Below are 12,641 nucleotides of genomic sequence, written 5' to 3'. Positions count from 1 at the left end.
CCCGTCGATGATGGAAGGGTCAACCTTCTCCTAGGGTGGACCCATGACAGAAGCACCCCGCTGGCTCACCCCGGTCGAGGAACAGGCGTGGCGCGGCATGCTGCGGATGCACGACCTGCTGGTCAACCAGGCCGGCCGGACCCTGCAGAGCGAGTTCGGGCTGTCCGCCACCGACTACTCGGTGCTGGCGGAGCTGACGCGCACACCCGATGACCGGCTGCGCATCCTGGAGCTCGCGAAAGTCCTGGGCTGGGAGAAGAGCAGGGTGTCTCATCACCTCGCGCGCATGACCAAGCGCGGCCTCATCGCCCGCGAGGAATGCGCGGACGACGGGCGCGGGTCGGTCGTCGTCGTCACGCCCGCCGGCCGCGCCGCCATGGAAGCCGCCGCACCCAGACACGTCCAGGACGTCCGGCGCCTCTTCCTCGACCACCTCACCGTCGGGCAGATCACCCTGCTCGCGGAGATCACCGACACGGTCCTCCAGGAGATCGACACCGATCGGTAGCACCGCCCGCTCCAGAGCCACAAGGACGCGGCACACGCCCCGGCGCCGGAGTGGGCGGACTGTCCACACGGCATCAGCCGCCAGGAGTAGCCCGCGCCGCGCCGGGGCCCGAGGAAGCCGGCGGAATGAATCGGACCGGACGTTGTTGAAGGCGGCATGAAAAAGATCGGGTTTCTGTCCTTCGGACACTGGACGCCCTCCCCGCACTCGCAGACACGCTCCGCGGCGGACTCCCTGCTCCAGTCCATCGACCTGGCGGTCGCCGCCGAGGAGCTGGGTGCGGACGGCGCCTACTTCCGCGTCCACCACTTCGCCCGGCAGGCCGCCTCACCGTTCCCGCTGCTCGCGGCCATCGGCGCACGCACCCGGCGGATCGAGATCGGCACGGGCGTGATCGACATGCGCTACGAGAACCCTCTGTACATGGCGGAGGACGCGGGCGCCGCCGACCTCATCTCGGGCGGCCGGCTCCAGCTCGGCCTCAGCCGCGGTTCCCCGGAGCAGGTGATCGAGGGCTGGCGGCACTTCGGGTACGCACCGCCGGAAGGCGGGACGGACGCCGACATGGCCCGCGCCCACACCGAGAGGCTGCTCCAGGTGCTGACGGGTGAGGGCTTCGCGGAGCCCGATCCCCGGCCGATGTTCGCCAATCCCCCGGGGCTGCTCCGGATCGAGCCACACTCGGAGGGTCTGCGCGAGCGGATCTGGTGGGGTTCCGGTTCCAACGCCACCGCGGTCTGGGCGGCCGGGCTCGGAATGAACCTGCAGAGTTCGACGCTGAAGGACGACGAGAGCGGCGAACCTCTCCACGTGCAGCAGCGCAAGCAGATCGAGGCGTACCGCGAGGCGTGGCGGGCCGCGGGGCACACCCGGGAACCGAGGGTGTCGGTGAGCCGCAGCATCTTCGCGCTCGTGGACGATCGGGACCGTGCCTACTTCGGCCGGGACGGGAACTCCGAGGACCAGATCGGCTACATCGACGCCAACACGCGCAGCATCTTCGGCCGCTCCTACGCGGCCGAGCCCGACGTGCTCGTCAAGCAGCTCGCTCAGGACGAGGCGGTCGCCACCGCCGACACCCTGCTGCTCACCGTGCCCAACCAACTCGGCGTCGAGTACAACGCGCATGTCATTGAGAGCATCCTGAAACACGTCGCTCCGGGGCTCGGCTGGCGCTGACCTCACCGGTTCGCGTCACTGGTCCGCCGGCCTAATACTCGGCCCGCACACACGACTTCACCCCCTCCACGCTTCCCATGCGCCGATGGATGACGTGTCACCTATCTAGTTGACACGTCATCCACTCAGGACTACGGTCATTGAAAGTTGAACGGAACGGTGGTGCGGCAACCTTCGAGGCGCACCACCTCACTTCAAGGAGCGGGTCATGGGACAGCTGGACGGCAAGACGGCAGTGGTCACCGGCGGCACGAGCGGTATCGGACTGGCCACCGCGCAGCGGTTCGCCGCCGAAGGTGCGCACGTCTACATCACCGGACGGCGCAAGGACGCACTGAACCAGGCCGCGAAGAAGATCGACGGAAAGGTCACCGCTGTCCAGGCCGACAGCGCGAACCTCGCCGACCTCGACCGGCTCTACGCCACCGTCGCCGACGCCGGACACCGTATCGACGTCCTCTTCGCCAACGCGGGCGGCGGCGAGTTCGCCACCCTCGAACAGGTCACCGAACAGCACTTCGACGCCACCTTCGACACCAACGTCAAGGGCACCGTGTTCACCGTGCAGAAAGCACTGCCCCTGCTGAACGACGGCGCCTCGATCATCCTCACCGGCTCCACCGCCGCCACCGTCGGCAACGAGGCCTTCGGCGTCTACGGCGCCTCCAAGGCCGCGATCCGCTCCTTCTCCCGCACCTGGGCCAACGAGCTGCGCGGCCGCGCCATCCGCGTCAACACCATCTCCCCCGGCCCCATCACCACGCCCGGCCTCAACAACCTGGCACCCGACGACGAGCAGGCCGCACAACTGCGCGACAACCTCGCCGCCGACGTCCCCCTCGGCCGCATGGGCCGCCCCGAGGAGGTCGCCAACCTCGTCCTCTTCCTCGCCACCGACCAGTCCAGCTACGTAACCGGCACCGAAATGTACGTCGACGGCGGCGCCAACCAGGTCTGATGCCGCGAACGGCACACCGTCACGCCACCCAACCATCCACCATCCCCTCAGCGGCACGGGCCGCGGCCATCACGGCCGCGGCCCCGCCCATGTCGAAGCACGCACACCGTGCCCCTCGAACTACGTACATCGGCCTTGGCGGCTGCCCGTCTTTCCGGCCCTACGGTTTTCCGCGCGCGGGCCATGCCCGGTGTTCCGTGCAGAGGGCGCGTTCTGCGGTCGGAGACCAGAGACCTCGACTTCGTCGCCGCCGACCGCTTCGAACCCCGCGTCGGCCGACTGCTCACCCAGGTGAACTGCCGCGACGGAAACCCGTCGCCGTTGGGGCTGTGGGACTGCTGGAAGGCAGAGGCCATGCCGACTGCGTCATCCTTGGCAACCTCCGCCTTCGCACTCCCCCTTGTCGGAGGCCGTCGGTGATCTGTCGGTGAACTGTCGACGGTCCTCGCGACAGTGATGTGAGCCGGGCGGCCCGCCAGCCGGGGCCCCGGCCACCGACGCGCATCACGCACCAAGGGGAAACACGTATGCTCACCGACGTCACCATCATCGGCGCAGGCCTCGGCGGTCTCACGCTCGCCCGTGTTCTGCATCTGCACGGCATACCGTCCGTGGTGTACGAGGCGGACTCCGCGCCGACCGCCCGCGCGCAGGGCGGAATGTTCGACATCCATGACTACAACGGACAACTTGCCTTCGCAGACGCGCAGTTGCTGGACGAGTTCCGTGAGCTGGTCCTCCCGGGCAGACAGGCGATGCGGGTCCTCGACACGGCGGGGGCCGTCCTGTTCGAGCAGGCCGACGACGGCACCGGCGGCCGTCCCGAGGTGCAACGCGGCGATCTGCGGCAGATCCTGCTCGACTCGCTCCCGGCGGGCACGGTCCGCTGGGGCCACAAGGTCAGCGGTGTGCGGACGCTCGGCGACGGGCGGCACGAGGTGATGTTCGCCGACGGGACCACGGTGGCCGCCGCCCTGCTGGTCGGAGCGGACGGCGCATGGTCCCGCGTACGGCCCCTGCTCACCGCAGTCACCCCCGAGTACACCGGCAAGTCGGTCGTCGAGACCTGCCTGTTCGACGCCCCGATCCGGCATCCGGCCGCAGCCAAGACCGTCGGCGACGGCGCGATGGTGGCGACGGGGCCCGGCCGGGAGATCTTCGCCCACCGCGAGAAGAACGACACCCTGCACGTCTACGTAGGGCTGACCGAGCCGCGCGCATGGTTCGATGCCATCGACTTCACCGATCCCGCCGCGGCGACCGCGCGCATCGCGCGGGAGTTCGAGGGCTGGGCACCGGAGCTGACCGCGCTGATCACCGACAGCGACGTCGCCCCCATCCTGCGGCCGCTGTACGCACTGCCGCGCGGGCATCGCTGGGAGCGCGTGCCGGGCGTCACCCTGCTCGGCGACGCCGCTCACCTCTCGGCGCCGAACGGCGAGGGTGCCAACCTGGCCATGCTGGACGGCGCAGAGCTCGCCAAGTCCCTCGCCGCGCACAGGGACGATGTCGAGGCCGCACTGACCGCGTACGAGCAGGCGATGTTCCCGCGCAGCGCCGAAGCCGCCCTGCACGAGGGCGCCGAGGCGCACGGGTCCGACTCCGATTCCGACACCGGCGGAGTCGAGGCGCTGATCGCGGCGGTCACCCGCGAGGACCGGCCCCGGGAGGCGTAGAACCGGCAGCCCGCCCGGGAGCGACCGGCCCCTCTACGCCGGGGCAGGTCAGGCACGTGGCGCCAATCCGCCAGATCGTCACCGGCACACCCGTGGCACACCCCACCGTGCCCCACCCCGGCTGCAACGGACGTCTTGCCGCCACGGTGAAATGGCGGACCGCGCTCGTGCGGCACGGCCATCGTCTACCAAGCGCCGATGAGGAAGGCGCGGGCTCGGTCGCCAGCGGGAGGTAAGGAGGGGTGTCGTCAGTGCTCGAGTGCAGTCGCGCCAGCCCAACTGGCCAGAAGATCGAGTGCCTGGCGCTCGGGTGAGTCGGACTCGGGTGAGTAGACGGTGATACGGAGCGCGGGGTCAGCGGGCAGGTCGAGGGCTTCGTAGGGCATGGCCAGGTCCCCGACGAGCGGGTGGCGAAGTCGCTTCACGCCGGAGTGGTGGAAGCGCACGTCGTGCCTGGCCCACCGCTGGGCGAACTCGTCACTCTTCGCGGAGAGCTCGCCGATCAGGTCCGTCAGGCCCTTGTCGTGCGGCGAGCGGCCGGTCTCTGTGCGCAGAAGGGCGACCGAGTCGTTGGCGGCCTTGTCCCAGTCGGGCCAGAAGTCGGCAGCACCGGGATCGAGGAACAGGAACCGCGCGGTGTTGACCGGACCGCGCTGCGCGAACAACGGGGAATCGTAGACCGGGGCGTACAGAGCCTGGCCGAGCGCGTTGGCGGCGAGGATGTCCAACCGCCCGTTGCGGATGTAGGCCGGCAGGTCGGTCATCGCGTCGAGCATCCGCAGGACCGCCGGCCGGATCCGCCCCGCGGCAACAGGTGGCCGGCGCTGGGACGCAGTGGCCGCGCGGGCCAGGTCGTAGAGGTAGGCCCGCTCGGCATCGTCGAGCTGAAGTGCGCGGGACAAGGAGTCCAGCACCGAGTCCGAGGCGCCGCGCAAGTTTCCCCGCTCAAGGCGGATGTAGTAGTCGATGCTCATCCCGGCCAGCAATGCGACCTCCTCCCGGCGCAACCCGACCACACGTCTGTTGCCGCCGTAGACGGGCAGCCCTGCCTGCTGGGGCGTGATGCGGGCACGACGGGTGCTGAGGAACTCTCGCACCTGGTCGGCGTGCGCATACCTGTCGCTGTCCGTCACATCACCACCGTAGGTCGTCCGACGGTGTGCTGGGAGGTACTGCCGTTACCCCGAAGAGCAGTCACTGCCACCCGCACACGTCTACGGGTTCCATGACAGGGATCCAGCAAGGCACAGCGCCCTGCACGGCCAAAGGGAAAGTAAGTCGCCAAGTGGTAGACAACCAGTTCACAACGCATGCGGAACTTTTCGATCTGAGGGGAAAGCGCGCGCTCGTCACCGGAGGCACCAGAGGCATCGGGTTGATGATCGCGCGTGGTCTTCTCCAGGCGGGTGCCCGCGTGGTCATCAGCGCACGCAACCCCGAGGCGTGCGCTCAGGCGCAGGAACATCTGTCCGCCTTCGGTGAGGTGCGGGCCATCCCCGCCGACCTGTCCCGTCACGAGGAGTGCCGGCGACTCTCGGACCTCGTCACCGATGGCTCGGAGCGCCTCGACATCCTCGTCAACAATGCGGGCGCCATGTGGGACGAGCCGCTGGCGACGTTCCCGGACGCGGCCTGGGACACGGTCGTCGACCTCAACCTGAAGTCACCGTTCTGGCTGGTTCAGGCGTTGCTGCCCGCGCTTCGCAGGGCGGGCACCGCCGATGACCCCGCGCGGATCATCAACATCGGCAGCATCGCCGCCATCCACATTCCCCAGCGGCCCAACTATTCGTACTCCAGCAGCAAGGCCGCCCTGCATCAACTCACCAGAGTGCTCGCCAGGGAGCTGGGACCGCAGCATGTCACCGTCAATGCGGTGGCGCCGGGACCGTTCCCGTCGAAGATGATGGCCGCCACCCTCGACGAGCTCGGCGAAGAGATCGCGGCGTCGGCCCCACTACGCCGGATCGGGCGCGACGACGACATGGCAGGTGTCGCCGTGTTTCTCGCCAGCCGGGCAGGCGCCTACCTGACGGGCGCCGTGATCCCAGTCGACGGCGGCATCGCCACCACCGCGTAGTCCGCCCGGGGTCTGTCTCGAATCCCGGCGTGTCAGCCCGCACCGCCCGTCAGCCGCACGGCTGGCGGGCATCCCGCGCTACCAAGTAATCGGCGCTCTGTCGTACGACAGCCGGGCGTGGACGGTGTCGGTCCAGGGCAGCCGCCGTTTCGAGGATGCGGGGTCGTGTAGCCGAGCAGTTGACCCTGCCCCAGGGGCAACCTTCCAGCATGGCGGGCATGACGACGAGAACCAATGCGATCGAGGTCGCCGGGCTACGCAAGTCGTACGGTGATCATGAGGTGGTCGCCGGAGTCGACCTGACCGTCCCCGTCGGCACCGTCTATGCCCTGCTCGGGCCCAACGGTGCGGGCAAGACCACCACAGTCCGGATCCTGTCCACGCTGCTGCCCGCGGGAGCTGGGACGGCTCGGGTCGCCGGGTATGACGTACGCCGCGAGGCGGATCAGGTGCGTGCGTCGATCGGAGTGACCGGCCAGTTCTCCGCCGTGGATGAGTAAGTGACAGCGGGTTCCAGCCGCTCCAGTGCGACGCGCGGGGCCTGCCAGGTTGTACACCCTCGTACGAATTACTGTGCGCAGACCTCTCGCGGCACAACAGGGTACGACGTCTCGATACTGCAATGATGCCTGTGCCGAGTGGCCAAGTGGCCCATAACGGCAAGTTCATGGGCACATCCACCCTTGTGCCGCGTAATTCACGGCAGTACTTTGCCGAAATCCGATGGACCCAGGAGACCAGATGTCCTTACTCCTGAACCCCAGCTTCGAGAACGGAACAACAAACTGGAAGAAGGTGAGCCATGCGGATGAGGTGACCTACGAGGTTCACAAGACCGGAGAAAAAGGGGTCGTCGCTCGATCCGGCGACTATTACTTGGTCGCAAAAACCAACGTATCGGGAGGATCATTCGCACAGGACATCACAGTCACCGACATGCGCAGTGTGACTGGAATAGCGTGGATACGCGCCCTCAAGGGGAATGTCACCGGCTCGTTCCACATATGGAATCTGAACGTCGGCGTAGTGACCAATCGCTTCGCGGTGGGGACCGAGTGGTCGATATTGACACCAACTCTGGAGTTGACCGGTTCTTCCTCTCCGAAGAATCTCCGCTTCGAGTTCTACATCGACACACCCGGCACCTACCTGGTCGTCGACGGCGTCAACGGTTTCTGAGGCCTGTCGCACATCACGGTGGCCCCGAGCGGGCAACGGCCGTCGAGCACACCATCAACCGCCCGCTTGTGCGCTTAAGCGGCCCCCGTTGGGGTGCACGTGCCCCAGGGGAGCGCATCAAGTTGCTGACGGCCAACGAAATCGAAGTCGCTCATCTCTACGCCAATTCGCCCCGTCGACACCAGCGGAAAGCAGGTGTAGGAGGTTGAGCATCCGACAATAGTTCGGGAGGTCTCACATGCATGACGTGTGTTCATTCATTCCGGCCCACATCCTGGATCACATCGCGCGAGTCCATGCGAGGGAAAGTCTCGAGCCGACGGACGCCCAGCGGTCTGCCGTCGTATCGGACCAGTTACGCCGAGCACGGATTCAGGCACCGGTGACAGCACCGAACGCGCCCGCTCCGCAGGAACTCGGCGAGGGGCTGACCGAAGGGCTGCACATCCCCCAACCGGGGACGGCCGGGGTCATCATCTATGACGACCTGAATCAGTGGAACTACAACGTCAAACCAGTTCGAAGCGAGGGCGATCCGGCTGTACCGGGACAGAACGCGAACGACGCGTACGACCACATGCACAAGGTCCTCCAGTACTACCGCGAGAAGCTCGGACGCAACTCCCTGGACAACTCCGGGTTGAACGTGGTGGCCAACGTCAACTTCGGAGTCGGCTTCGACAACGCGTTCTTCGATCCCACAGCACTGCTCATGGTCTTCGGCAACGGAAGCAACGTCGTTTCCAGGACCTGACGCGCGACATCGACGTGTCGGCCCACGAACTCACCCACGGCGTCACGCAGTTCAGCAGCGGGCTGAACTACACGAACGACCAGAGCGGCGCGCTCAACGAGTCGTTCAGTGACATGCTCGCCTCGGCGATCGACGCGTGGGCCCATGGTCACACCGCGGACAATCACGACTGGCTCATCGGCGACGACATCATGGCGCCCAAGCTGACCGGCGAAGCCCTGCGCAGCATGGCGGAACCGGGCACCGCTTACGACAACCCTGTCATGGGGCGCGATCCGCAGCCACGCGACATGACAGGCTACTTCGAGCCCGCAGACCCGCACCTGATGTCGGGGATCACCAACCGTTGGTTCTACTTGGTCTGCCGCGAGATAGGCATAGACGAAGGAACCCTGATCATGTATCAGGCCCTGCAGAACCTCTGGCCGACAGCCAAGTTCGCGGACGCGGCCGCGGTCGCCGCATCCCAGGCCGCGATTCTCGCGACCAACAAGAAAGTTTCCCGAGAAGCCCCTCAGGTCGTTCGGGCCGCCGCACGGAAGCAAGGCATCTGGTAGGAGCACGAACTTCTGCGCAGGCCAGTCGCGACGGAGGACTTGCCCGAGGCGGTGTTGCCGCGAACCACGATCAACCGCGTGTCGTCGGTCTCACGGCCTCAGGCGCACTGGGGATCATGCATCGACACGCTCCGGACCGGGGTCACGCAGCAAACCTTGGGGTTGGCTGGGTCGAAGCGCGGAGTTCCTGTCGGCAGCACCGGGGCCAGGACCTCGAACGCCCCGCGCATCGCAGCATCGGAGACAGCTGCGAGCGCCTCCGTCGCCTGGAGCAGGGTTTGGTTCCGCCCGCTGCCGGCGGTACCACCCGGTGGAAGGCGCCGCAGGCTGCCAACTTACAACCCAGCACCGCGTCAAGGTTTACATTCTGCGTCATCAGCTCGCTCGCGCAGACTCGACCTGAGGCGGGGTTGACCGCGTCCGGGGCGGCGACGAGGAAAGCGACCAGATGCACAGAAGGCAGGGTTGCCGGCACGCCTCGTGTCGTCTCCCCATCCTGCATACGGGTGGCCTCCAGTGACTCGGCGGTGCCGTTACGTTCATGGTCCAGCCAGTCGGCCCACGGCTCGGTCGGCGCCGCTTCGAACCAAAAGATCAGGTTTGCCCAGTACCTCCGGCCGTGGTCCCGTCGAGAGTCACACTAGCCAGGAGACCCATCGGACACTTCCTCCTCGCTTCCGCTTTTCACGGCCGCACTGCGTAGTGGAAGACGGCATTTCACCGCAGCGCTCGCCGCCCGGCGCGCGAGCGGCGGGCGCTGAAGCACCGTTCACACGAACTGCTCGACAGTTCACTCCGGCCCGGAGTCGACTCCAGACCCCGCACCGGCCGCAACCTCAGCGGTAATGGTGCTCAGGCGGCGAAGTGGTGGTGCAGGTCAGCGGGCCCCGTGCCGGCACGATCCGTTCCACCGAGCCGGGGTTCATGTGTACCGAGGCGAGCTGTTCGGTGTTCAGGTAGCCGATGAAGAGTCGCTTTCCGGCGGGCATCGCGGACGGGTAGAAGGTGAAGGTGACCCGGCCGTCGTCGGACTTGCTGCCCTTCACGACCCGGGAGACGCCCGGCCCCTGCCCGGAGGGGCTCAGCTTCCCGTTGTCGTCCGGGCCCTTGCAGAAGGTGCCCACTTTCATCAGCACGGGGAATCCCGCGTCGTGCAGCGCCTTCGCGAGGCCCGCGTGGTCCTTGAAGTAGGCGTCCTTGTCCCAGGTGGCGACGATGCTGCCGTCCCTCTTGGTGTCCACCGTGTAGGCGGCCGTGCGGACGTGTACCGCGCCCGCCCCGGTGCTGTCGCCCGCCGACGGCGGCGCTGTCGAGGGGTTGCCGAGCAGCGGAACCGCGATCGCGAGGGCCGCGGCGGTGGCGGCGCCGGCCGAGAGGGTGAGACGGCGCCGGTTGCGACGCCGGCGCCCCTCGGCCTCGATCCGCTCCACGGGAGTGGACATGGTGACCTCGTCGAGGGAACCCCTCAGCGCGGTGAGTACATCGTGCTCGTTCATGGGCCGACCTCCTGGTCGTTGTCGTTACGGTGGGCGTCCACTTCTACGGTGTTGTCCCCGACGGTGACGAACTGGCCTCGCAGCGCCGAGACGGCCCGCGACAAGTGGGCGGTCACGGTGCCCTCCGCGATTCCGAGCACCCTTGCCGTGGTTCTGGTGTCGAGGTCGGGGAAGACCCGTAACGCGATCACTTCCCGCTGGCGCCGCGGCAGTTGGCGCAGGGCCGCGAGCAGGCCGGGATCGAGTACGGCGTCGCCAGTCGCCTCCGGGGCGGGCCGCTCCAGAGCCGTGTCGCCCAGGGCGACCTCCTTGCGCCTCTTGCGCCACCACGACACCCGGGTGTTCAGCGCGGTGCGTACGATCCACGCGCGCGGCGCCGGGTGCCGGCTGACCGTGGACCAGGACATCCAGGCCCGGGTGAACGCCTCGGCCACCAGGTCCTCGGCGAGCTGCCGATCGCCCACAGCGGCCAGGACGGCCCGGAGACAGACGTCCTGGTCGGCTCGGTAGAACTCCCTGAACTCCGTATGCTTCACACCCCCTCAACGCCGGAGCCGCCCCCGCACGCTTACCTGCCCGGGCTCACTCCACCGGCACGTGCCGCAACAGGTGCAGTTCCTCGGAGTCCAGACGGCCCTGAAGGCGCCGTAGCACCGTGTCGTCGATGTCTCCCTCGTCGCGCAGGCGGACCACGACGGCCCGCCGCTCCGCGAGCAGCGCGAGGCGCAGGGCTGTGGCGTCGTCGGTGAGCCGCTGAGGGTCGAACTCCAGGTCCTCGGGCACGACCCGGCAGCGCAACGCGAGGGCGTCCGCCTCGACCTGCCAGGCCGCCCGGACGGCCTCGGCGACCTCGGGCGCGGTGTCGAGGCGCCGCGCCAGGCCGGGCAGCGCGGCAAGCGCTTCGTTCAGCGCCCCGGACTCCGCGCGCCACTCCTCCAGAGCCACGGCACGGTCCCGCGGGATCCGCGCCCAGCGCACCACCCACGGCAGGAGCACGGTCTGCGCCACCGTCACCACGATGACCACGCCGGTGACGAAGACGATCAGCTCCCTGTCCGGGAACGGCGTTCCGTTGTGCACGGTCGCCGGGATGCCGAGCGCGGCCGCGAGCGAGATCGCGCCGCGGAATCCGGACAGGGCGCTGACGGTCAGCCGTCGCGCCGAGTACGTGGTGCCGGAGGCGCGTGCCGTCCCCCTGCGCGCGACGCGGAAGAACCCGGCGACCGTGAAGTAGTACGCGAACCGCACCGCGATCAGTGTTCCCGCCACGGCGAACGCCGTGCCCAGCGCACGCGGAAGCTGCCCGTCCCGCAGGTGCAGTACGGAGTGGACGAGTTCGACTCCGATGAGGACGAACAACGAGCCGTTGAGCAGGTAGGTGGCGACGGTCCAGAAGTTCTGCGCCTGCACCCGCACCTCCGCACGCACGGTCCGCGGAGCGCTCTGACTGAGCATCAGCCCGCACACCACGACCGCCACGACGCCGGACGCCTCGACGTACTCGGCGACGAGGTAGGCGCTGAACGGGGTCAGGAGCAGCAGCACCTGTCCCCGTAGCGCCTCCCCTTCCGTGGTCCGTGCCCATATCCGTCGGACGAGGACCCCGGCCACGTATCCGATGAGCGCGCCGCCACCGTATCCGAGGAGGAACAGGCGGCTCACGTGTGCCACCGTGACGTGTTCCGTGCCGACGGTGACGCCGACCGCGATGCCGTAGACGACGAGCGCCGTCCCGTCGTTGAGCAGGCTTTCCGCGCGCAGCAGCGTGATGTCGCGGCGTGGCAGGAGCCGGGCGACGACGCCCACGGCGGTCGCGTCCGTGGGAGCCACCGCGGCGCCGAGCGCCCAGGCGGGCCCCCAGCCGACCCCCATCGCGTGAGCGACGCACGCGACCGCGCCCGCCGAGGCGAGCACCAGCAGGGTCGCGGCGAGCGTGACGTCGGTGAGGTGGCGGCGGATCTCGCGCAGTGAGGTGCTCAGGCTCTCCCAGAACAACAGCGCGGGCAGGAACAGCAACAGGACCACCTCGGAGGGCAGTTCCACCGCGCGCAGCGACGGTACGACCCCGATCAGGACCCCGAGGACCAACAACACGACCTGCGGCGCCACCCGCAGCCGCTCACCCCACGCCGAACCGCTCAGCACGGCGATCCCCAGCAGCACAACCAGTACAAGGCCGAGCACGTGTCCTCCTGATACTTGCTGACGTCCGCAAACGTTACGACGCCCGGACAGCCTGCACTCGGCCCCCGCG

The 12,641-nt window shown here is 68.2% G+C and carries 12 protein-coding genes and 1 pseudogene; 9 read left to right on the top strand and 4 right to left on the bottom strand.

The window, feature by feature from the left end; all coding sequences use genetic code 11:
* Positions 1 to 43 precede the first annotated feature (43 nt).
* From ABZ877_RS24220 to ABZ877_RS24205, 4 genes are all read left to right on the top strand, one after another.
* The gene (locus tag ABZ877_RS24220) at positions 44 to 508 is read left to right on the top strand and encodes a helix-turn-helix domain-containing protein (RefSeq protein WP_361074590.1); all 465 of its coding nucleotides are present in this window, start codon (positions 44 to 46) and stop codon (positions 506 to 508) included.
* Between the two features lie 156 nt (positions 509 to 664).
* Positions 665 to 1,687, top strand: a complete 1,023-nt coding sequence (locus tag ABZ877_RS24215) for an LLM class flavin-dependent oxidoreductase (RefSeq protein WP_361074588.1) — start codon at positions 665 to 667, stop codon at positions 1,685 to 1,687.
* Between the two features lie 208 nt (positions 1,688 to 1,895).
* Positions 1,896 to 2,645, top strand: coding sequence for a glucose 1-dehydrogenase (locus ABZ877_RS24210; protein ID WP_361074586.1), 750 nt, complete (start codon positions 1,896 to 1,898; stop codon positions 2,643 to 2,645).
* 527 nt (positions 2,646 to 3,172) lie between these two features.
* The gene (locus ABZ877_RS24205) at positions 3,173 to 4,321 is read left to right on the top strand and encodes an NAD(P)/FAD-dependent oxidoreductase (protein ID WP_361074584.1); all 1,149 of its coding nucleotides are present in this window, start codon (positions 3,173 to 3,175) and stop codon (positions 4,319 to 4,321) included.
* Positions 4,322 to 4,569: 248 nt separating this feature from the next.
* Here the strand turns inward: ABZ877_RS24205 and ABZ877_RS24200 are convergent, their stop codons facing one another.
* Positions 4,570 to 5,454, bottom strand: a complete 885-nt coding sequence (locus ABZ877_RS24200) for a helix-turn-helix transcriptional regulator (protein WP_361074583.1) — start codon at positions 5,452 to 5,454, stop codon at positions 4,570 to 4,572.
* A gap of 152 nt (positions 5,455 to 5,606) precedes the next feature.
* Here ABZ877_RS24200 and ABZ877_RS24195 point away from each other — a divergent pair, with 152 nt between their 5' ends.
* The 5 genes and pseudogenes from ABZ877_RS24195 to ABZ877_RS24175 all read left to right on the top strand — a co-directional run bounded on the left by ABZ877_RS24195 (position 5,607) and on the right by ABZ877_RS24175 (position 8,891).
* Complete coding sequence (locus ABZ877_RS24195; RefSeq protein WP_361074581.1) at positions 5,607 to 6,401, top strand: SDR family oxidoreductase; 795 nt, start codon at positions 5,607 to 5,609, stop codon at positions 6,399 to 6,401.
* A 218-nt stretch (positions 6,402 to 6,619) separates the two neighbouring features.
* Positions 6,620 to 6,898, top strand: a pseudogene (locus ABZ877_RS24190) (ATP-binding cassette domain-containing protein); the annotation flags it as partial.
* A 244-nt stretch (positions 6,899 to 7,142) separates the two neighbouring features.
* Positions 7,143 to 7,580, top strand: a complete 438-nt coding sequence (locus ABZ877_RS24185; protein ID WP_361074579.1) for a hypothetical protein — start codon at positions 7,143 to 7,145, stop codon at positions 7,578 to 7,580.
* 382 nt (positions 7,581 to 7,962) lie between these two features.
* A complete protein-coding gene (locus ABZ877_RS24180) occupies positions 7,963 to 8,334 on the top strand; it encodes a hypothetical protein (protein ID WP_361074577.1) in 372 nt (123 codons plus the stop codon).
* Between the two features lie 14 nt (positions 8,335 to 8,348).
* A complete protein-coding gene (locus ABZ877_RS24175; RefSeq protein ID WP_361074575.1) occupies positions 8,349 to 8,891 on the top strand; it encodes a M4 family metallopeptidase in 543 nt (180 codons plus the stop codon).
* Between the two features lie 836 nt (positions 8,892 to 9,727).
* Here ABZ877_RS24175 and ABZ877_RS24170 read toward each other — a convergent pair.
* The 3 genes from ABZ877_RS24170 to ABZ877_RS24160 are packed head-to-tail and all read right to left on the bottom strand — an operon-like array spanning position 9,728 to position 12,571.
* A complete protein-coding gene (locus tag ABZ877_RS24170; protein ID WP_361074573.1) occupies positions 9,728 to 10,387 on the bottom strand; it encodes a hypothetical protein in 660 nt (219 codons plus the stop codon).
* Positions 10,384 to 10,923 carry a SigE family RNA polymerase sigma factor gene (locus ABZ877_RS24165; protein ID WP_361074571.1) on the bottom strand — a complete coding sequence of 180 codons (540 nt, stop codon included), beginning with the start codon at positions 10,921 to 10,923 and terminating at the stop codon, positions 10,384 to 10,386. The genes ABZ877_RS24170 and ABZ877_RS24165 overlap by 4 nt, the downstream gene beginning before the upstream one ends.
* Positions 10,924 to 10,969: 46 nt before the next feature.
* The gene (locus ABZ877_RS24160) at positions 10,970 to 12,571 is read right to left on the bottom strand and encodes a Na+/H+ antiporter (RefSeq protein WP_361074570.1); all 1,602 of its coding nucleotides are present in this window, start codon (positions 12,569 to 12,571) and stop codon (positions 10,970 to 10,972) included.
* Positions 12,572 to 12,641: the final 70 nt, after the last annotated feature.

This window comes from Streptomyces sp. NPDC046939 (assembly GCF_040644575.1).
GTDB lineage: Bacteria > Actinomycetota > Actinomycetes > Streptomycetales > Streptomycetaceae > Streptomyces.
The sequence above is the reverse complement of the archived record's forward strand: the minus strand, read 5'-3'. Positions and strand labels throughout refer to the sequence as shown.

Coding starts and splice junctions, on each gene's coding strand:
- ABZ877_RS24220 (WP_361074590.1), top strand. CDS start 44: ATGACAGAAGCACCCCGCTGGCTCACCCCGGTCGAGGAACAGGCGTGG.
- ABZ877_RS24215 (WP_361074588.1), top strand. CDS start 665: ATGAAAAAGATCGGGTTTCTGTCCTTCGGACACTGGACGCCCTCCCCG.
- ABZ877_RS24210 (WP_361074586.1), top strand. CDS start 1,896: ATGGGACAGCTGGACGGCAAGACGGCAGTGGTCACCGGCGGCACGAGC.
- ABZ877_RS24205 (WP_361074584.1), top strand. CDS start 3,173: ATGCTCACCGACGTCACCATCATCGGCGCAGGCCTCGGCGGTCTCACG.
- ABZ877_RS24185 (WP_361074579.1), top strand. CDS start 7,143: ATGTCCTTACTCCTGAACCCCAGCTTCGAGAACGGAACAACAAACTGG.
- ABZ877_RS24170 (WP_361074573.1), bottom strand. CDS start 10,387: ATGAACGAGCACGATGTACTCACCGCGCTGAGGGGTTCCCTCGACGAG.